This is a genomic window from Leeia sp. (assembly GCF_041909055.1).
Taxonomy (GTDB): domain Bacteria; phylum Pseudomonadota; class Gammaproteobacteria; order Burkholderiales; family Leeiaceae; genus Leeia; species Leeia aquatica.
This window is the reverse complement of record NZ_JAYREC010000004.1, coordinates 115886-137031: the sequence shown is the minus strand read 5'-3', so window position 1 is coordinate 137031 and position 21146 is coordinate 115886. Positions and strand designations below refer to the sequence as shown.

General features: G+C 61.2%; 14 protein-coding genes. 11 read left to right on the top strand and 3 right to left on the bottom strand.

Going from position 1 to position 21146, the window contains the following annotated elements; translation table 11 throughout:
- Nucleotides 1–6 precede the first annotated feature (6 nt).
- The 8 genes from ACE3O2_RS11535 (at nucleotide 7) to ACE3O2_RS11500 (ending at nucleotide 12551) form a co-directional block, all read left to right on the top strand.
- Entirely contained in the window at nucleotides 7–1023 is a 1017-nt protein-coding gene (locus ACE3O2_RS11535) for a peptidoglycan DD-metalloendopeptidase family protein (protein ID WP_374337630.1), read from the top strand.
- Between the two features lie 248 nt (nucleotides 1024–1271).
- Nucleotides 1272–2225 (top strand): RNA polymerase sigma factor RpoS, encoded by a 954-nt coding sequence (gene rpoS, locus ACE3O2_RS11530; protein WP_168877129.1) that lies wholly within the window; start codon nucleotides 1272–1274, stop codon nucleotides 2223–2225.
- Between the two features lie 252 nt (nucleotides 2226–2477).
- Nucleotides 2478–4151 (top strand): DUF2138 family protein, encoded by a 1674-nt coding sequence (locus tag ACE3O2_RS11525; RefSeq protein ID WP_374337628.1) that lies wholly within the window; start codon nucleotides 2478–2480, stop codon nucleotides 4149–4151.
- Nucleotides 4130–4807 carry a DUF1175 domain-containing protein gene (locus ACE3O2_RS11520; RefSeq protein ID WP_374337626.1) on the top strand — a complete coding sequence of 226 codons (678 nt, stop codon included), beginning with the start codon at nucleotides 4130–4132 and terminating at the stop codon, nucleotides 4805–4807. The genes ACE3O2_RS11525 and ACE3O2_RS11520 overlap by 22 nt, the downstream gene beginning before the upstream one ends.
- A complete protein-coding gene (locus ACE3O2_RS11515; protein WP_374337624.1) occupies nucleotides 4741–9330 on the top strand; it encodes an alpha-2-macroglobulin in 4590 nt (1529 codons plus the stop codon). Before ACE3O2_RS11520 ends, ACE3O2_RS11515 begins: the two co-directional genes overlap by 67 nt.
- Nucleotides 9309–10967, top strand: coding sequence for a DUF2300 domain-containing protein (locus ACE3O2_RS11510; RefSeq protein WP_374337622.1), 1659 nt, complete (start codon nucleotides 9309–9311; stop codon nucleotides 10965–10967). The genes ACE3O2_RS11515 and ACE3O2_RS11510 overlap by 22 nt, the downstream gene beginning before the upstream one ends.
- Nucleotides 10968–10969: 2 nt before the next feature.
- Entirely contained in the window at nucleotides 10970–11761 is a 792-nt protein-coding gene (locus ACE3O2_RS11505) for a DUF2135 domain-containing protein (protein ID WP_308418721.1), read from the top strand.
- Nucleotides 11762–11771: 10 nt separating this feature from the next.
- Entirely contained in the window at nucleotides 11772–12551 is a 780-nt protein-coding gene (locus ACE3O2_RS11500) for a YfaP family protein (RefSeq protein WP_374337619.1), read from the top strand.
- A gap of 45 nt (nucleotides 12552–12596) precedes the next feature.
- Here the strand turns inward: ACE3O2_RS11500 and ACE3O2_RS11495 are convergent, their stop codons facing one another.
- Nucleotides 12597–13796 carry a PLP-dependent aminotransferase family protein gene (locus ACE3O2_RS11495; RefSeq protein ID WP_374337617.1) on the bottom strand — a complete coding sequence of 400 codons (1200 nt, stop codon included), beginning with the start codon at nucleotides 13794–13796 and terminating at the stop codon, nucleotides 12597–12599.
- Nucleotides 13797–14015: 219 nt separating this feature from the next.
- Here ACE3O2_RS11495 and ACE3O2_RS11490 point away from each other — a divergent pair, with 219 nt between their 5' ends.
- On the top strand, nucleotides 14016–14603 hold the full coding sequence (locus tag ACE3O2_RS11490; protein WP_374337615.1) for a LysE family translocator: 588 nt from the start codon (nucleotides 14016–14018) through the stop codon (nucleotides 14601–14603).
- Entirely contained in the window at nucleotides 14600–16012 is a 1413-nt protein-coding gene (locus tag ACE3O2_RS11485) for a PLP-dependent aminotransferase family protein (protein ID WP_374337613.1), read from the top strand. Before ACE3O2_RS11490 ends, ACE3O2_RS11485 begins: the two co-directional genes overlap by 4 nt.
- Here the strand turns inward: ACE3O2_RS11485 and dnaE are convergent.
- On the bottom strand, nucleotides 16009–19473 hold the full coding sequence (gene dnaE, locus ACE3O2_RS11480; protein ID WP_374337610.1) for a DNA polymerase III subunit alpha: 3465 nt from the start codon (nucleotides 19471–19473) through the stop codon (nucleotides 16009–16011). The genes ACE3O2_RS11485 and dnaE overlap by 4 nt on opposite strands.
- A gap of 82 nt (nucleotides 19474–19555) precedes the next feature.
- On the opposite strand from dnaE, the gene ACE3O2_RS11475 reads away from it, so the two are divergent.
- Complete coding sequence (locus tag ACE3O2_RS11475; protein ID WP_374337608.1) at nucleotides 19556–20464, top strand: alpha/beta fold hydrolase; 909 nt, start codon at nucleotides 19556–19558, stop codon at nucleotides 20462–20464.
- Here ACE3O2_RS11475 and ACE3O2_RS11470 read toward each other — a convergent pair.
- A complete protein-coding gene (locus ACE3O2_RS11470) occupies nucleotides 20447–21127 on the bottom strand; it encodes a hypothetical protein (RefSeq protein ID WP_374337606.1) in 681 nt (226 codons plus the stop codon). The genes ACE3O2_RS11475 and ACE3O2_RS11470 overlap by 18 nt on opposite strands.
- Nucleotides 21128–21146 lie beyond the last annotated feature (19 nt).

Below are 21146 nucleotides of genomic sequence, written 5' to 3'. Positions count from 1 at the left end.
TGAGTTTTGACAAAAAATGGGCGATGGTATCTGGCGCTGGCCTTGGCCAGCATGGTGCTGGCAGGGTGCAGCAGCCGCTCGGCACCGGCTCCGGTGGAATCCCGTGGCAGTACCGGCACAGCAAATCGCCCGGCGGATACAGGCGGAAGCCGTGCTCCTGTGGTCAATGCGGGTGACAGCAAGCCGCAAAGCCGCCCGCTGAACAGCGGTGATCCGCGTCCGCAGACTCATCAGGTCAGCAAGGGCGACACCTTGTACAGCATTGCGCTGGAGTATGGGTTTGATTACCGCGAGCTGGCCAGCTGGAACCAGCTGGGTGATGTCAACGTGATCCGTATCGGCCAAGTGTTGCGATTGACGCCACCTGGTGGCGAGGGCGGAATGGTCACTCGCCCGCTGGACAGCGCGCCCAGCATCGAGGTGATTGAAGGCCCCAAAGCCGTGCGCTTGCCCTATTCCGAGCAGGCACTGGCGCAAATGAAAGCGGCTGACAGCAAGCCATTGCCCACCAAGCCAAACGTGCCGGCAAAACCGGCAGACACCAAGCCGGCGGATACCAAGCCCACCGATCCCAAACCTGCAGACGGAAAGCCTGCAGATAGCAAACCGGATGACAAACCTGCCAAGACGAACCCGCCGGGTGAGGACGATGAAAACCTGGCTTGGCAGTGGCCGGCACAAGGCAAGGTACTGCGCGGCTTCAACGAGGCTAGCCAGGCCAAGGGGATTGATGTCGGGGGCAGTAAAGGTGCAGCGGTGATGGCTGCTGAGGGTGGCAAGGTGGTGTACGCCGGCAGCAACCTGCGCGGTTACGGCAAGTTTGTCATCATCAAGCACAACAAGCTCTTCCTCAGCGTTTATGCCCATAATGACAAACTGCTGGTGAAAGAAGGCCAGCAAGTCAATAAAGGGCAGAAGATTGCCGAGATGGGGGACAGCGAAGCGGATCAGGTGAAACTGCATTTTGAAATACGCCGCTACGGCAAACCGGTGGACCCGCAAAAACTTTTGCCTGCAAATTAATTGAAATAGCCCGCCGCTTATCCTCTAATACCGACCGTTTGTCGGTTGGGTGGTGGGTCAGATAGTGGCCTGAAGCCGCGCCGTTGCTTGTTCTACGGCAGGCTTCAGGTTTTTTTGCTTTAATTGACTGGTATTTTTTTGACGGAAACCTATAATCGAAGTCAAAACCGATTGGAAATCGAATGAATCGCCGGTCAACAGGCGATGTATACCGTGACAACTGATACAACGACTACATGGAGGGCACCATGGAACGTGATGACTATATTGTTGACGGTGAAACGCTGCTGGATGACAGTGCTGAGGAGCGGGAGGAGAGCACTGAAGCAGCCGAGGAGACAGTCGGGCAAGGGGTGGATTACAACCTCGAAGCCATCAACGATGTAACCCAGATTTACCTGAATGAAATCGGGCAGAACAGCCTGCTGAAACCTCACGAAGAACTGGCTTTGGCCCGTCGCGTGGTGCAAGGAGACGAGGCAGCCCGCTGCGAAATGATCGAGCGCAATCTGCGCCTGGTCGTCAATATCGCCAAGCGTTATATCAACCGTGGCATGAACCTGCTCGATCTGATCGAGGAAGGCAATATCGGTTTGATGCACGCCTTGGACAAATTCGATCCCGAGCGCGGGTTCCGTTTCTCGACCTACGCCACCTGGTGGGTGCGTCAGAGTGTCGAGCGTGCCATCATGAACCAGTCTCGCACCATTCGCCTGCCGGTACACGTGATCAAGGAATTGAACGTTTACCTGCGCGCTCAGCGCCATCTGGAAGCCACCGCCGGACGCGATCCCAGCTTTGAAGACATTGCGCACCTGCTGGGCAAGACGGTTGCGGAAGTGCAGCACATGCTGTCGCTGAATGAGCGGGTGGCTTCGCTGGACGCACCGCTGGATATTGACCCGATGCTGAGCGTGGGTGAATCCATTGCGGATGACAATCAGGAAGCGCCTGAAGACATGCTGCACTCCACCGAGATGCAGTCTCTGGTGCATGAGTGGCTGGGCAAGCTCACCGAACGGCAGCGGGTTGTCATCGAGAAGCGCTATGGCTTCTGTGACAGTGAGGTGTATACCCTGGAGGAGCTGGCTGCAGAACTGGGGTTGACTCGTGAACGTGTGCGGCAAATCCAGATCGAATCCCTCTCTGCACTGCGCAAGATGCTCAAGCGCAATGGTATCAGCCGGGATGTCCTGCTGTAATTTGCACAATAAGGCGCAAAAGGGCCGGGGGTTCCCGGCCCTTTTGCTTGTGGGCTTGCCCACCCCTGCATGACATTACGGCTCTCTCCCGCGCATGTGTACATTTCTTCACAATCCTCCGCTGTATCTTCCATAAGACATCGGTATAATCCGCCACGTATTCCCCATGGTGGGTCTGTTGAATACCTGAACCGTTAAGGGCGTCGCATGCCGCTGTCCCGCAAGAGTAAGTACCTGCTCCTTGGATTGTTTGTGACAGCTGCCGTTGCGGTCACCATCCAGGCCATCTGGCGTCCGTTCGGTGCGCGAGGCGTCGACCGGGTCCGGGTTGTTGATCTGGACCTGACGCACCCTGATGCCCTGATCGACAGTACCAGTCTGTCCCGTTTGCCCAAAGACATCCTGCAAGTCCCCATGTTGAAGGACGTGCTGACCGAGGATTTCGTTTACTACTACGAACAGAATGAAAGCCGCCTGTCGCTGTCCGGTACGGTCCGGCGCATTGCGTTTGAGCATAACCTCAGCCTGGGTGATGAGCTGCTGACCAAAGTCATGAATGAGCCGGGTGAACTGGCCCTGTGGCGTGATGACTCAGGCAAGCTGCGTTACTGGCTGCTGCGGGTGAAACGAAATGGCATGGCGCGCCTGCTGCAAGGGGCGGCTAACGTGGCGCTGTCGGACAGTCAGCTGCGCAAGGCCGGTGAGCTGAGTCTGGGGGGCGACGATGCCACCCTGTACGCGTTGGAGTATGGCCACGAGAAAACCATGCTGTTTGCCAGCCACGGTGACGAGCTAGTGGTGCTGTCCGATGCGGGCATGCTGCTGGAGGCCGCCGACCCTGCTGCCGTCGAGCAAGCGGTCGCCTCTGGTCAGCCGGTACCGGAGGGTACCTTGCTGAAGGACCGTCGTGAAATCATCGAGGGCCTGTTTTCTGACGACAGCGACAAGCAGGATCGCTTCCGCAAGTTGTTCCAGCTCTCGCCGGTCAAGAGTGGCCACCAGATGGTGGTGGATGCCGATTTCCTCTCGTTTGGTTACCAGCAGTTCTTCCCGGGCGTCAACGCACTGAAATTTGAGTTTGATGGCAGCGGCTGGCGTAGTGCCGCATTGCTGGATGGGGAACGTCTGCCCGAGGCGGGCTGGAAGAGCAGCCGCATGTGGCAGGCGGCACCGCATGGTGCGGCCCTGTGTACCAGCTTGCCCGTTGATTGGGCCAGTACTGCTCCTTTGTTGAAGGACATGGCGGAAGATGGCGCGGCAGCCGAAGTGCTTGCCGCCCAGTTGGAAGGCCCCGCCGGGGTGTGCTGGTATGCCAAATCCCGCATCGCTTCGCCTTTGTTCATTACCCGCATGAAGAGTGCCGCCATCGCCCAGCAACAGGCTGCGCAGCTGGGTACCCTGTTTACCGCTCTGATCGGGGCGCAAGAGCCTGCCCGCAAGGACCGCTTCCCGGTGGCGACCCGCAAGCAGGATGGGGCCACCCTGTGGCAACGCCCGGTTAGTGCTCGCTACGGTAGCCACAAGGTTGCGGCGGATCAGGCCGAAGAGTTTTCATCAGACCGTTATTTCCCGGTCACGCTGGCCGTTGCTGGCGAGTACGTGCTGTTTTCACCTGATGAACGTCTGGTGACGGACGCATTGGACGTGCTGGCCAAGCGCTACCCTTCGGCGGCGGATGGTGCTGAGCAGCCGGATCAGCTGGCCATGATTGTGACACCCGCCGGGTTGGCACCGCTGTTCCAGCATGAAGCCTTTGATGCATTGCCGGATGAGCAGGAACCTGTACTTCGTGCCGCCGCACAGCAGCATCTGATTCCCCGGTTGAAAGCCCTGGCCAAATATCCGCCGCTGCGGGTTTCGCTGGCGGGCAGTGTGCCACGCGGTTTGGCCTGGGTGGACTTGCAATGGCAGGCGCAGGCGCGTTGAAGCGGCGACGCTTGCTGCAAGCGCTGGCATGCTGGGCTGTACTGGGGCCGGCTCGCGCTTTACAGCCTGTGCTGACGCCCTCAACCGGCCCGATGCTGGATGCTGAGCAGTCGAAAGTATTTCGTAGCTGGATGATTCGTATCATCGAGTTGCAACTCAGCAGAGGGCCGAGCCCGCGCTGGCAGCACCGTGATTGTGCCGGACTGGTGCGGTTTGCAGTTCGGGAAGCGTTAAGAACACACGATGCCAAATGGCTGCGCGCCAATGGCATGCCGGCCGGGGCGTTGCCCCCGGATGTCCGGCTACGGCCCGAGCAGCAGGGGCTGGGGGCTGTGTGGCAGCATGTGGATGGCAGCAAGCAGGCTTTTGTGACGGCATTGGCACTGGTGCAGCAGAACAGCCGTTACTTGGGCAAGGAAGTATCGCAGGCCGCGCCAGGTGATTTGCTGTTCTTTGACCAGGGGGATGATCAGCATTTGATGGTGTGGACCGGGCGATACATCGCCTACCACACCGGGACGGTCAGTCCGACCGACAACGGTCTTCGGGCCGTCACCCTACAACAACTGCAGCAATGGAAGGATACGCGGTGGCAGCCCCACGGCAACAATCCCAATTTTATCGGCGTCTTTCGGTTGGCCTTCTTGTCGCGCTGAGTGCGCTGACCAGCTGGGCTGCTCCTGCCAAACATGCACCGCTGCCGGAAGTGCCGCCCAGCGGCTATGAAGTCTTCCGTGGCGAACCTTTCTTCCTTCTGTCTGATGCGAGCTACGGCAGCGATAGCCAGGCGCTGGTACGCCTGGAGGTGCCAGGGCGGGATTACCGCAGCTATCTGCAAAAATACTCGGGCGCAGACATCGTGCTGTACCGGGTGCCGCAGCCGCTGGAATTCCTCAAGGCACAGAAAAACCTGCACCGGGTCAACGTCAAGGCGAACTACGCGGGTGAGGGGCTGGCCAATACCCTGAACTACCTGTGGGACAGCTGGTACAAGCAGTCCCGTCTGTCTTGGCAGCGTATCCTGTCGTCCAAGGCGCGTGGGGTGGCGATTGAAAAGGCACCGCAGCTGCAAACCAGCCAGTTCATCCCTAACCCGACCCGCTTTGAGCAGAACCCGCAGTTCAAGCCGCTGCCAGGCTTTGAGCTAATCAGCCGCTTCCGTTACCCCCTTTGGCAGGCCAAGACCATTCAGCCGCCCAAGCAGGTCAAGCTGGATGGCAGCAGCAGTGAGTTCCTCGCCGCCAGTGAGGGCAATGTCATGGTGCCGCTTGGCAAGCTCAAGCCAGGGCTGTATCTGGTGGAAGCCATGATTGGCGCACACCGCGCCAAAACCCTGCTGTTTGTGACCGATACCGTGGCCATTACCAAGAATGCCTCGGACCAGATGGTGGTGTGGACGGCGCACCGCAAGACCGGTCAGGCGGTACCCTCGGTCAATGTCATGTGGAGCGATGGTGCCGGGGTACTGCAGAGTGCCGCCACCAATGCGGACGGCATCGCCCAGCTGCAGCACGCCAGCCCGGAGCACACCTATGTAATGGGGCAGGATGCGGCTGGCGGCGTGTTCATCTCGGAAAACTTCTATTACGACAGCGAAATCTACAACGCCAAGCTGCTGGCCATCACCGATCGCCCGCTGTACCGCCCGGGCAATGAGGTCAAGCTCAAGTTTGTTGGCCGTGAATTCAAGAATGCGCGTCAGTCGGTCGCGTTGCCCGCTGCCGACCTGAAGCTCACCGTGTTTGACCCCAATGGCACCCCCATTGTCAGTCAAACCGTGAAGTATCAGACGGAAAGCGGGGCCGATACCAGTTTCCGCCTGCCCTCCAATGCGACAGCCGGTGGCTATGAAATCCGCTATTCGATGGGGGAGGATGACTACGCTGCGGCATTCCGGGTGGCGGAATATATCAAGCCGCACTTTGACATCAATCTCGCCATGAACAAGGCGGAGTTCAAGACCGGCGAGCCGATTGAGGGCAAAATTCAGCTGAACTACACCGATGGTCGCCCGGTCGCCGGGGCCAATGTCTCGGTCAGCGTTCGCGCCCAGCAACTGACCATGGTGGAAGGCGAGCTGCAATATGCAGGCCTGTTCCCGGTCAAGCTCGAGCAGCAGGAGCTCAAGAGTGACAGCAAAGGCCAGATCGCGCTCAAACTGCCCGCTGCCAAGGAGCCCAGCCGTTATGTTCTGACCCTGTTTGCCAACGAGCAGGCGGCTTATCGTGTGAAGGTCACGCGGGAGCTGTTGGTGCAACGGGGCAGCAATCCGTACCGCATTGTCAGCAGTCGTCATTTCAGCCAGCCCGGTGAAACGGTCAGCTTTGGTTTGCAGCCATTGGGCAGCGGTGGCCTGCCTCCCACACAGTGGGAGCTAGTCCGCCTGGAGTCGCAAACCCGGACTACGGGTGCAATACCGGCCAATGCCAAAGGCTGGTCCATGCCGATCAGCCAGCCCGGCTCGTATACCCTGTCTGTGAAGGATGCCAGTGGCAATCTGCTGGGGGCACTGAGCCACTGGGTGGCTGGCGACGGCCTGCAAGCTACACCTGGTAGCGTGGAAGTGGTGTTCGACAAGGATAGCTATCAGCCAGGTGAAAATGCTGAAGCGCTGATTACCTTCCCCAAACCGGTGACTAACGCCCTGCTGACGCTGGAGCGGGACAAGGTGGAAAAATACGCGCTGCTCAGCAAAGGCGCCGACTGGGTGACATTGACCCGGGTGGGGCAGTCGCAATGGCGGGCGCGTATTCGGGTAGATGAATTGTTCAGTCCGAACATCACCTTCTCGGTGCTGTACGCGCAGAATGGCGACTATACCTTCCAGAATGCGGGCATCAAGGTCGCCCAGCCGACCGTGGCGCTGAATTTCAAAACCAATAAACCCGTCTACCTGCCAGGTGAGACTGTGGTGGTGGATGTCAACAGTACGCTGGGGGGCAAGCCGGTCTCGACCAATCTGTCGGTCAGCGTGGTGGATGAGATGGTCTATGTGCTGCAGCCGGAAATTGCGCCGAGCATTGTGGATTTCTTCTACCACCCGCGGCGTAACAATGTACGGACCTCGGCCAGCCTGTCATTCATCAGTTACGACATGGCCAAGTCGCATTTGCCAGGTGCGCCTTCGTCCAATAATTACAACCAGCGCGGCGTGAAGGTGCTGGAGCGGCCGCGCCGTGACGAAACCGATACCGCGGCCTGGCAGCCCAACCTGAAAACCGACGCCAACGGCAATGCCCGCTTCACGTTTGTGATGCCGGATTCCCTGACCCGCTGGCGCATCACCGGTCGTGCCATGACCGGCGACGGTGCCGTGGGCCAGCGTACCGCCTATGTGCGCTCGGAAAAACCGTTCTACATCAAGTGGACGGCCCCCTCCCGATACCGGGAGCAGGATGCACCCACCGTGGATCTGGTCGCATTCAACCAGACCGACAAGGACCAGGCGGTGGAGTGGCAAGTCACTGGTGCCGGGCTCAGCCAGCGCCAGGCGGTGACGCTCAAGCGTGGCGCCAACTATCTCTCCTTGCCGATCAGCAATCCGCAAGCGGGTGTGGTGACTGCCGAGCTGATGTCCGGAGGGCGGGTGGTGGATCGCTTGCAGACCAATCTGCGCATCAACCCGGTCAATTGGTTGTCACCACGTCAGCTGGCGGTACCGCTGAGCGGTAATGATCTGCCGCTGAATCTGCCTGCAGACGCCCGCAACATCCGCCTCAGCATCATGGGCAGTGCTGCCAGCCAGTTCTCCCGTGTGGTGGACGAGCTGATTGATTACCCCTATGGCTGCGTCGAGCAGACCGCCAGCCGCCTGATTCCGCTGGCGCTGGCCGTACAGGCGCTGGGGGATCAGCCCGATGCCCGTCGCCTGACCCAGTTGCTGGCGACACAGCGGCAACGGCTGGTGTTGCTGGCGGGGGGCGATGGCGTATTTGGCTGGTGGGGACCGGGTAGCCAGGAAGACATTTTCCTGACCGGCTATGCCTACTATGCCGACTGGTATGCCAGCCGCAGCCTGGGGCTGCCGGTGCCGGCGGAGAACTGGCAATACCTGCTGGAAGTGTACAAAAAACACGGCAGCAAGGCTCCGTTGTCACAACGTGCCATGGTGCTGTGGTGGGCCAACCAGATGGGCTTGCCGGTGCAGACCTTGCTGTCTGGCGTCGAGCGCGACCTGATCCAGCAGCAGTCCGGGCCGCTGGTCAAGCTGGGCCGTCAGGACAGCCTGCTGTTCATTGCACCGGAGTCGCAATCTGCGCAGCAGCTGACCCTGGCACTGGTGGCCCAGCTGCACGCTGAGCTGAAGACCCCGCTGCCTGCAGAGCTGGTGGAGCCGGTGGCCGCTGCCCAGACTGCACTACGTGAGTCCGGATCGCCTTTTGTGCAGTCTTTGCTGCTGCTGAGTAATCAGGCCAAACCGGGCGTCACGGCAGCCAGCCTGCTGCCGCTGGTGAGCAGTGACATGCCGACCCAGGAACGGGCAATGGCACTGATCTGGCTGCAGAAGAGCATGGGTGGCACACCCGTGGTCAAGCCGAGTGGTGCCGTGGTCGGTACCGGCTGGGTGGCCAGCACCACACGCAGTGGGCAGGAGCAATGGTCGTGGAGCAGCGCGACCTTGCCTGCACGCCTGCAGTTGCAAAAGCTGCCAGCGGAAGCCGCCACTGCGCTGATTCGCTACGACAGCAGTGCGCTGGAGCCTGCACGCCTGCCGCTGCGCATGGAGCGTCGCCTGTATGTGCTGGAGCAAGACGACAAGGCGTTGACCTTTACCGCCAAGCCCGTCAAGCAGGGTGAGGCGCTGCAGGTAGGCCGCCTGTATGTGGACGAACTTGAGCTGACACCTCCTGCAGGCAAGAGCTACAGCTATGGTCTGCTGGAGGTGCCGTTGCCACCGGGTGCCGATGTGGAGAGTACGACTTCCGGCCTGACCATCACCGGGCTGGACGGGGTGGATGCCGAGCATGGCTTCAGCCGTCTGCAGCATGAAATGGGCCAGTTGTCTTACAACCTGCCGGTGGAACAACTGGGCAAGCGCTGGGTCACCCGGCAGCTGCTGCGCTTCTCGCAGCGTGGCCGCTTTACGCTGCCGCCCGCCCGTTACTTCCGGATGTATCAGCCCGAAGACAAGGCCTTCCAGGGAGATGGCAAGACACCGTGGGTGTTTACCGTACAGTAATCAGCCTGCTGCTGGGCGGCGTGCTGTGGCAACCTGCCGTCGCCCTGCAGATGGCCTGGCAGCGCAAAGGCCAGCAAACCCTGTGGCAGCTGGGTGGCAATCAGCCGCAATCCGCCCCGCTGCCGCCGGGCTTGCAAACGCCACTGGGCAGTGTCTGGAAGCTGTTTGTCTACGGCTATATGGTGGAGCAGAACCTGGCAGGCAGTGACTATGTCTGCCAGGGTGGTAACCCGGAGGAGGTGTATTGCTGCCAGCCGGGACACAGTGTCGATCGCGAGCGAGCCTTGCTGCAGTCCTGCGGGCTGTACTTTGAGCCTCGGCGCTTGAAGATCGCTGCTGCGGACTGGCGTCGGTTCTGGCAGGCACGGCAGGCACCGGGTTGGTTGCAGGATTTACCGCAACTGAAGCCAGAGCGGCAAGTGGCGGTGTCGCAATTGCTGCAGGGCTTGGCACAGTTCCCGCCGCAAGCGCGGCAGCAGGCCGGGCATACCCTGGTATCGGTGCTGACCCAGGGCAAGGCGGAGGGCAGTGTGGCACTGCTGGGCAGCCAGCTGCGGGTTAAAACCTGGACCATGCCGGACCCGGCGCATCCAGGCGAGCGGCAGGGTGGGGCAGCGGGCTGGCTGGCCGATGGCTCCCCGGTCTGGTTGCAGGGGCGAGGAGGCAGTGCCCTGGTGCTGCCACAGCTGGCACCCAAGCTGGTGCCGCTGTTGCAGCCGGTCACCGTGGCCGATACCGAAGCCTGTGTGCGAGTGCGCTACTTTGCCCGCTACCCGATACAGTCGGTGACGCGCAGTGATGGCCGGGCCGTGGTGCCGGGTGTGATGGAAGGGCAGTACCAAGTGCACTTTCGCAATGGTGTCAGCCTGGCCCTGAGCAGCCAAGGCGAGTTATGGCTGCAGCAGACCGTTGCAGGGTGGCAGGTCAATGGTCGGCTGGGCCTGAACGAGTATGTGGCCAGGGTGTTGGAGCGTGAGGGCCGCAGTGAGCCACCGGAGGCGGCTCGGGCACTGGCGATCGCCGCACGCAGCTATGTGGTGCAGCAAGGTGCACGTGAGCAGGGTTGCTTCAGTATGCAAGACAGCAGCAGCCAGCAACGGGTAGCACCGCGCCCCGCCAGCAAAGCTGCGCGGGCGATTGTCGACTGGACGGATGGTCTGGTGCTGACCGGGGTGCCGGTGCAGTACCACTCCACGCGACAGGCGCGGCACCAGCTGGCCTGGACCTGGGCGGTGAGCGCGGCACAGCGAGGCATGACATTCGATCGCATGCTGCAGCAAACCTACCCTGGCAGCAGCCTGGTGTCATACCTGAGCCCATTGGATGGGGATTGTGACCGCTTGCCTCAAGTGGAGCGCTGGCTGGAGCTGCAATTGCCGGTCTGGCAGCGGCGCTTGCAGCGTGAAGAGGGGCTGGAGGCGCTGGCACAAGCACCAGCCGTATGCCGGTTGCCGGGTGGTAAGCCCTACGCCGATGTCGAGCGGGGGCGGATTCATGTGCGTGGTCTGGCGACGGATGAAGACCGGATCACGGTGGCGCATGAAACATTGCATTTGCTGTTCCGTCATCACCCGCGAGGGCAGGACGAGGACTTTGTAGAACAGACCGCCCGGCGGTTGATCCAGCAAGGAGGATGAGCATGCGAACCACCCTGTGCAGCATGATGGCCCTGCTGGCAACGATGCCATGCTGGGCGGGTGGCAGTATCCAGCTGGATGGCCCGCGTGGTGGATGGCAGCACAGTGGCCTGCAGAATGAGCTGGAGCGTGGCACCGCCGCCTATCCCAAACCACCGGTGGATCGTGGCGCACAACGCTACCGCACCCTGATCGAGGGGCGCTTGCTGCAGATGGGCAAGAACCGCAAGCCACACCTGCTGGTGGTCAATGGCAACCCGATGCCACTGTATACCGATGAGCAAGGCCATTTTGCCCGCCCTTACGCCTTCGGGCCAGGCTCCAACAGCATCGAGATCCGCACGCCGGATGGCAAGGAGCGCAAGCGGGTCCAGTTTTACGATAACTACACCACCAAGACCAAGGCGCGCCTGCGGGCCATCCTGACCTGGGATGATCCGCACGCCGAGGTGGATCTGCATGTGATTGCGCCCAATGGCGCGCATGCCTTCTGGGCCAACCCGCAATTGGGGGATGGTGGTGGGCTGGATGTAGACAGCGTGGATGGTGCCGGGCCCGAGATTTTTTCCTCAGCGGCACCGCAGTCAGGTAACTGGCTGTTCTACATCAACTACTGGGGCAACTTTAACGAGGCAGGCTACAACTTTGACGATGATCGCAACGAGCAAGTGGTGATCACGGCACGGCTCAGCCTGATTTTCAATGAGAACACCCTCAACGAGCGGCGTGAGAGCTTTGTGGTGCCGCTGCGCAAGGTGGGGGATCTGACGCTGGGGCGGGCTATTCGCCTGTGAAACGGAACCAATGAACAATCGGATCAAATGGGGGCTGGCCAGCGTGCTGGCTGTGGTGCAGGTTGCGAGCCTGGCAGCAGGTATCCGCATGGATGCACCGATTGGGGGCTGGCGTCACTCAGCCGGAGGTGAGGAGAGTTATACCCAAGAGGTGCACTACCCGGCGGTGCGGGTGAATGCGCGGCCCGGCCAAAGTGCCAGTGCCCTGATCAAAGGGCAGATTCTCAGCATGCCCAAGGCAAAGAAGCAGCCACCCTATACACTGGTGGTCAATGGTGCGGCCATGCCACAGCGCATTGAAGAGGATGGCAGCTTTGAGCGTCCCTATGCCTTCAGTGTGGGCTCCAACAGTGTCGAGATGCGTTCGCCGGATGGCAGTTTGCGCAAGCGGGTGCAGTTTTACGAAAACTATGCCGGCAAGGCCCGGCCCAGGATGCGGGTGATCCTGTCGTGGGACAGTGACGAAACCGATCTAGACCTGCATGTGGTGATGCCGGACGGCCAGCACGTCTTTTATGGCAACCGGGTAGCCACCGATGGCAGCGCGCAGGATGTGGATGTCACCACCGGCTATGGCCCGGAAATTTTTTCCAGCCCGTCCCCGCAGAAAGGCCAGTACCTGGTGTATGTCAATTACTATGGTTCGGGTGAGAACACCTCAGACCTGACGGTGGCGCAAGTGACCCTGGTGACTCAGGAAGGTACGCCCAACGAGAAGCAGCAGTCCTTCCGCATTCCGATGCGCAAGGCCGGGGAGCTGACACTGGTCAAGCAGTTCAGCTACCCGTAAAGGGGGGCGGCAGCACAAGCGCCCGGTGTGCTGCCCCGGCGTGGTTTACCCTGCCAGCTGCTGCAGGCCTTTGGCCAGCCGCTTGGCACCCTCGCGCAGCCCCGCTTCTGGGGTGGTGACAAAACTCAGGCGAATGCTGTTCCGGTCCGGGTGGTCGGCGTAGAAGGATTCGCCCGGCACAAAAATCAAGCCCTGTTCGCGGGTGATCATCAGCAGTTCACGGCTGTTGACGCCATGATTGAAACGCCCCCACAAGAACATGCCGCCATCCGGCATGTTGAAATCCAGCACGGATCCGACCTCCTGCCGCAAGGCTTCCGCCAGTACCTGCGCCCGTGCGCCATAGGCCTGTGCCACCTTGGCGACATGAGGCTCCAGTCGGCCGCTTTCCAGATAGCTGGCGGCGACTTCCTGTGCCAGTGTGGAGCTGTGCAGGTCCACTGCCTGCTTGATCATGACCGTAGCGTGCTTCAGCGCAGGCGGCAGGATCATGAAGCCCAAGCGGAAGCCCGGTGCCATGATCTTGGAGAGGGACGAAATGTAGGCGCAGTAATCAGCTGAACCTGGCACCTGATCCGCCAAGGCCAGCAGGGGCGGGATGGCACTGCCGGAAAAGCGCAGTGCGCCATACGGATCATCTTCCACCACCAGGGTTTGATGCTTCACCGCCCAGCGCAGCAGCTTCAGGCGACGCTCCAGACTCAGGCAGGCACCGGTGGGGTTGGCGAAGTTGCTGACCACATACACCATCTTGGGTCGGGCATCAGCGGGCAGCTGATCCAGCTCGTCCACACAGGCACCATCGGCATCGCCGGAGATGGAAAGAAACGATGCGCCGGCCAGCTGGAAGCACTGAATGGCCGCCAGATAGCTGGGGCGCTCCAGTACCACCGTATCCCCTTCATCCAGCATGGCACGCGCGATCAGGTCCAGGCTCTGCTGCGAGCCGGACGTAACCAGCACCTGGTCCGCACTGGCCTTGATGCCGCGCTCTTGCACCAGATCGGCCAGTGCTGCACGCAAACGTGGCTGACCCTCGGTCACACTGTACTGCAACGCGGCAGAAGCACGCTCACGCATCACCTGCTGCTGGGCGGCCTCGATGCCTGCGACATCGAACAGTTCTGCCGCAGGCAGACCCCCGGCCATCGAGATCATGCCGGGCAAGGTGGCATAGTGCAGCAGGTCACGCACATCAGAGCTTTTGCTGCGCTGGGTGGCGCGAGAGAGCGGTAGGGCAGACATCGGTTTCAATCCTGTGTGGGTCCAGCATGGCACTTTACCTCAGCTGGCCGCTTCTTGTAACGGTGCAGTTGAGGGTGCAATCGGGAAACTGTGCTGCCCGTCTGACCAGAACAGTTTGTGCCGTACTGGTTGGACCGTGTCTTTCCGATGCAGGGCTGGCGGACGTAAGGTAAAGGGCACAGTCGCCCTGCGGCGGCTGAAGCCTGCAGGAGCAAGAGAATGCTGGATATTGCGGCACTGGGTGCCTACTCGTTTGTGATGTCGATCACGCCGGGACCGAACAACCTGATGGTGACGGCCTCAGGGGCGCGCTTTGGTTACCGTGCCACCATGCCTCACTTGCTGGGCATCAGCATTGGCTATGCGTTGATGACCGTGGCGGTGGCGCTGGGACTGCGGCAGCTGTTTGTCTGGTTGCCGTGGTTGTACAGCGGGCTCAAATGGGGGGGCATGGTCTACTTGCTCTGGCTGTGCTGGCAACTGCTGGGCTCAGGCGAGGTGGGAGAGCGCAGCAGTGCCCGCCCGCTGACCTTCTGGCAGGCAGCCCTGTTTCAGTATGTGAACCCCAAGGCCTGGGTGATGGCGATGACCACAGTCAGCCTGTTTGCCGCGCCCTTGATGCCGATGTGGCAGTGGCTGGCGCTGCTGTTTGGAGTGCTGGTGGTGGTCAACTACCCCTGCATCAGCGCCTGGGCGCTGTTTGGCGTGCAGATGCGGCGCTATTTGGTAAACCCGGCTACCCGGCGTATATTCAATGCCATCATGGCAGTGCTGTTGCTGCTGACCCTGTGGATGATGATGCGATGATGTTGCAGCTGGAGCGCGATGGCAGCAAGCGGCTGGGCGACCAGATTGTGGCCCGGATGGAAGCCTTGATCCGCAAGGGGCAGCTGGGTGAGGGCAAGCGTCTGCCTTCTGTCCGGCAGCTGGCCCGTACGCTGGATGTCTCCATGCACACCGTGACCACGGCCTTTGAGCGGCTGGTCGCCCAAGGGCTGGTGGAGTCTCGCCCCGGCAGTGGCTACTATGTGGCCCGTCAGTTAAGAATGCGGCCTTGCCCGCCTATTGAAATGGCGCCGGTGGACCCGGCGACTGCGGCGGGTTTTGCCCAGTATTGCTTGTCTTCATCACTGTCGGTCGACGTACCGGTCGGCAGCGGTTTTTTGCCCGGAGAGTGGCAGGATGGTGTGTTTCAGGGCAGTAGCCTGCAACGTCTGCTGCGAGCGGGCTCGGGAGGCATGGATTCGGCTCCGGTACAGGGGAGCCCACAGCTGCGAGAGCGTATTGCCGAGCGCCTGGTCAGGCAGGGTATCCCGGCAATGGCGGGCAACCTGCTGCTGACGGCGGGCGCCAGCCATGCCTTTGATCTGGTCATCCGTACTGCGCTGAATCCGGGTGATGTGGTGATGGTGGAAGACCCCGGCTACTTTGTGATGCACCAGCAATTGCAGCGGCACGGGGTGCGGATGATCAGTGTGCCCCGGCTGGCGGACGGGCCGGATGTGGAGCGGCTGGCGGAGCTCGCGATGATTCACCGCCCTCGCATGTTCTACACCCAGACGCTGCTGCATAACCCGACTGGCGGCAATACCTCACCGGCGGTGTGCCACAAGCTGCTGAATCTGGCAGAGCGCTACAACTTCCTGATTCTGGAAGACGATGTCTACGGCGAGCTGGCCGGGCCGCACGCACTGCGGCTGGCCAAGATCGACGAATTCAACCGGGTGCTGTACATCAGCAGCTTTACCAAGGTGCTGAACCCCGGCATGCGCATCGGCTATGTGGCGGCACCCACCCCTCTTTTGCCTGCGCTGATGGAGCGCAAGATGTTTGGCGTGCTCACCGGCTCCAGCCTGCAGGAAATGCTGGTGGACGAGGTCATGGCCAGTGGCCGTTACCACCGCCATACCGAGCAATTGCGCAATCGACTGACCCGTGTGCGCAGCCAGGCGATTGCCACCCTGTCGGGCTTGTCGCTCCAGGTGGAGGATGCGGTGCCGGATGGCATCTTCCTGTGGGTGAAGCTGCCGGATGGGCTGGACAGCCAGCGGCTGGCGCAGCAGGCGCTGGCGGAGCGCATCCTGCTGGCCAGCGGGGCCATTTTTTCCTTGACCGGTGGCAGCCTGCACCATCTGCGGCTGAATGTGGCCTATGCGGCGCACCCCCGGTTCATCGCCTTCCTGCAGCGCGCCTTGCAGGAAGGGGGTAGCCGCTAGTAAACGACCTTGGCGGCATCCGCCCCATGCTGACTGCGCCAGAGGTGCAGCAGATCATCGCTGGCACGCACCCGCCAGTCATGCCCCAGCTCCAGCACTGCACTGGCGGCACCATTGCGATAGCGCAGCTTGATTGGCGTTGCACCTTCCTGTTGCCATGGTCGCAAGCGCTCCAGCAGTGCCGCCGGGTCCATACCTGCCGGGTAGGTCAGGTCCAGATGGCTGGCAAAGCGGGTGCGGGCCTCATCCAGTGTCAGGATGCTGTCGGCGTTGACCCGCAAGCCGCCGCTGAATTCGTCGTTGCTGACCTTGCCTTCGATGATCAGCAGCTGGTCTTCCTTCAGCTTGTCCTTGTTGGCATCAAAGGCTTCCGAGAACAGGGTGACTTCTACGGCAGAAGTCGCATCGTCAATGGTCAGGATGGCCATCTTGCCACGCTGGGTCATCTTCACCCGAGTAGCCACCAGAATGCCAGCCAGCCGTTGCGGTGCCTTGTCCGGTGACAGCTGCCCCAGGCGCTGACGGACAAAGGGGGCGATCTCACGGCGATAGCTGTTATACGGGTGGCCGGACAGGAAGAAGCCAATCGCCAGCTTTTCTTCCTGCAACTGGGTCTTTTCATCCCAGGGGGCGACATCCAGCAGCTTGTGCTCGTGCTCGGGCTGGTCCAGCAGATCGAACAGGCTGGTCTGCTGCGCATTGGCGGCGGCCTGCTCGGCTTGCTCCATGGCCAGCCCGACGCTGGCCAGCAGGGCGGCGCGGTTTTTCTCCAGCGCATCAAACGCCCCGGCACGGATCAGCGCCTCGATGGTACGGCGGTTGACGATGCGCTTGTCGGTGCGGTTGCAGAAGTCGAACAGATTGCTGAACGGGCCATGGGCTTGCCGCTCGGCGATGATGTGCTCCACCGCCTGCTCGCCGGTTCCCTTGATGGCGCCCAGTGCGTAGCGGATGCGCTTGGTGTCCACCGGCACAAAGCGATAGTGACTTTGGTTGACGTCGGGTGGCAGGAATTCCAGCTTATTGTCGAGCGCATCTTCAAAGAACACCCGCAACTGGTCGGTATTGTCCAGTTCCGACGACAGCGTGGCGGCCATGAAAGCGGCCGTGTGGTGCGCCTTCAGCCAAGCGGTGTGGTAGGACACCACCGCATAGGCGGCGGTGTGTGACTTGTTGAAGCCGTACTCGGCAAACTTGGTCATCAGGTCGAACAGGTGCTCGGCCAGTGCCGGGTCGTAGCCCTTTTGCTGCGCGCCTTCTGCAATGGTCACCCGGTGCTTGGCCATTTCTTCGGGCTTTTTCTTGCCCATTGCCCGCCGCAGCATGTCGGCCCCACCCAGGGTGTAGCCGCCGATGATCTGCGAAATCTGCATCACCTGTTCCTGATACACGATCACGCCGTAGGTCGGGTCCAGGCAGCCGGTCAGATCCGGATGGAAATAGTCGATGGCCTGCTTGCCGTTCTTGCGCAAGATGAAGTCATCCACCATGCCGGAGCCCAGCGGGCCGGGCCGGTACAGCGCCAGTACAGCGATGATGTCTTCGAAACGGGTGGGCTTCAGCTTGGCCAGCAGTTTCTTCATGCCGTCCGATTCCAGCTGGAACACGGCAGTGGTGTTGGCGTCCTGCAGCACCTTGTAGGTGGCCGGGTCGGTAAACGGCAAATCCTCCAGGCGGGTATCAAAGCCAGGATCAAGCTGCTGCACATACTTCAACGCCAGCTCGATAATCGTCAGGTTGCGCAGACCCAAGAAGTCGAATTTCACCAGACCGACGGCTTCCACATCGTCCTTGTCGAACTGGCTGACCACTGACTCCGAGCCGGGCTGAGCGTACATCGGGCAGAAATCAGTGATCTTGCCCGGAGCGATCAGCACGCCCCCTGCGTGCATGCCCACGTTACGGGTCAGGCCTTCCAGTTTCTTGGCCAGTACCCACAATTCAGCCACTTCCTCTTCGTTCTCGACCCGCTCCTTGAGTGCAGGCTCCATCTCCAGTGCATCGTCCAGCGAGTATTGCTTGCCGGGCGCGGCGGGAATCAGTTTGGACAGGGTGTCGCAGAAGGTGTAGGGCAGGTCGAGTACCCGGCCCACATCGCGCACCACCGCTTTGGCGGCCATGGTACCGAAGGTCGCAATCTGCGAGACCGCATCCACACCATACTTTTGCCGCACATACTCGATGACCCGCCAGCGATTGTCCTGACAGAAGTCGATGTCGAAGTCGGGCATCGACACCCGCTCCGGATTCAGGAAACGCTCGAACAGCAGGGCGTAAGCGGTGGGGTCCAGATCGGTAATGCCGAGGCTGTAGGCCACCAGCGAACCGGCACCAGAGCCCCGGCCGGGTCCTACCGGGCAGCCGTTCTGCTTGGCCCAGTTGATGAAGTCCGCCACGATCAGGAAGTAACCGGGGAAGCCCATCTGCAGGATGGTGTCGGTTTCGAACTTCAGTCGGTCCAGATAGCGGGGGCGCTCGGCATCACGCTGAGCCGCATCGGGATACAACTCCAGCAGGCGGCGCTCCAGTCCCTCGCGGGCGCTGTGCACCAGAAAATCATCCAGCGTCATGCCATCTGGCGTCGGAAACTGTGGCAGGTAGTTTTTGCCAAGCGTGACGGTCAGGTTGCACAGCTGGGCGATCACCAGCGTATTGGCTAGCGCTTCCGGATAGTCGGCAAACAGCTCGACCATCTCCTGCTGGGTCTTGAAGTACTGTTGCGGGGTGAAGTGCTTGGGCCGCCGCTTGTCAGACAAGGTATAGCCTTCGGCGATACACACCCGCGCCTCGTGCGCCTTGAAATCGTCCTCGGCCATGAACTGCACCGGGTGGGTGGCTACCAAGGGCAGGTCCAGTTTGACGGCCAGCGCCGCCATGGGATGAACCAGACCGTCAACCGCAGGGTCACCATTGCGCTGGATTTCGAGGAAAAACTGATTGGGGAAACTGGCGGCCAGTTGCAGGGCGGTGGTTTCTGCTGCTGCCGGGTTGCCGTTGGCCAAATGGGTGCCGACTTCGCCCCACAGGGTGGAAGAGAGGGCGATCAGACCGTGGTTGTCCCCGCCCAGTTCGGCGTCACTCGATGTCGGGTTGTGCTGCAGCCAGGCCGGCAGGATCTCGGCGCGACCCCTGTGCTGGTTTTTGCGATAAGCCAGGGTCAGCAGTTCGCACAGGCGTCCATAGCCCTGCCGGTCGCGCGCCAGCAGCAACAGGCGATAGGGCTTGTCACGGTCATTCAGATTACTGACCCAGATATCGCAGCCGACAATGGCCTTCAGACCCTTGCCACGTGCGGCTTTGTAGAATTTGACCATGCCGAACAGGTTGGACAGGTCGGTGATTGCCAGTGCCGGCATCTGGTCTTGCGCAGCGGCTTTGACGGCGTCGTCAATGCGGACAATGCCGTCACTGACGGAAAATTCGGTGTGCATGCGCAGATGCACGAAATGCGGAGTAGTCATCGCGGCATTTTACCCCGAAACCATGCCGGGCCGGCAGCCATGCCGCTTGCTGCGTAGCAACATCCTGCTTACCATGCCAACCATGGACACTTATTCTCTACGGCGTGTGCCACATTGTGCGACGTTTGAGGGGGCGGGCTTGCCGCTGACCTTGCGCCGCTGGGGTGGCAACGACAAACCCTTGGCGGTGATGCTGCATGGCTGGATGGATGCGGCCGCGACCTTTCAGTTCCTGGTCGATGCCCTGCCGGACGATCTGTTCCAGCGTTACAGCTGGCTGGCGCTGGACTGGCGTGGCTTTGGCCGCAGTGGACGCAGCCTGCGCAGCTACTTTTTCCCCGATTATCTGGCCGATCTGGATGCGCTACTGGCCGAGTATAGCCCGAACCAGCCAGTCGTGTTGCTGGGGCACAGCATGGGCGGTATGGTGGCCGGGCTGTATGCCGGCGTTCGACCGGAGCGGGTGAGCCAGCTGATTTCGCTGGAGGGGTTTGGCCTGCCGGACAGCGACCCCACCCAGGCCCCGAAACGACTGCAGCAATGGCTGGAGGGTTTGCGTGCACCGCCGGTACATCACCCGATGGTGGATCTGGAGGCGCTGGTCAAGAAGCTGCAGAAACAGCATCCCCGCCTGGCTGAGGCGCAGGCGGCCTATCTGGCGTCCGAACTGGGTGAGTCCACGGCTGATGGAGCGTATGCCTTGCTGGCTGATCCAGCCCATCGACTGGTCAACCCGGTGCTATACCGGCTGGCTGAAGCCGAGGCCTGCTGGCGCAATACTCAAGCGCCGGTACTGTGGCTGTACGGCAGTGATCGCTGGGTGTTTGATTTCCTGAAAGAGGATGACGCAGCATTTGCTCACCGCTGCCGCCATGTGCCGCAGTTGCAGTGTGTGGAAATCCAGCACGCTGGACATATGCTGCACTGGGAGCAGCCACAGCAAGTGGCAATGGCGTTGCAGTCTTTCCTGGGGTCAAGCCGAGGGGGCTGAGGCGTCGGGGCTGTCTCCGCCCGGCGCATTATCCATCCAGTACGGGAAGTATTCCCGAATCAGGTTCAGGAAGGAACGCTGGGTCTGGGCACGGGGCATCAGCAACAACATGGCATTGACGCCGGCCCGGTAGGTGGCCGGATTCACAGGCTGGTGCTGCAGGATGAAGTGCAGTGCGCGCAGAAAACGGTCCCGCAGGTCCAGAACCTGCTCCTCGTCACCGGGCGGGGTGGTATCGGCCAGATACTGCGCCAGGCTGGGAATCTCGCGGACCTCCCAGCCATCGCTGTCCATCGCCTCAAACAACTGGATCAGGCTGCCACTGGATTGCAGCAGGATCGGCTGCAAGGCAAAACCATCACCGGCGGCCAGCGCCATCACCGTTTCCAGATCGCCCATCCAGAATGGAAAAAACTCACGGGCGACAGACACCAGGAAAGGGCGGGATTCGTCGCTCGCCATTTTGGCCAGCACCTGATCCACGGCATGACGGTAGGCCACGCTATCCTCGCGGACCTGATCCAGTGCCAGCAGCAGGTAACGCAGGAAGTGCTTGCGCTGGTTGATGCTGGCCGTGCTGGCCCCGCGCTGGCGCAGCAGCTTCAGGTAGGCGGGGAGCGCCTCGGGACCGCTTTGCAGATCGGCAGCAGCTGTAATGGGCATGGGCTGGCAACGTGTCCAA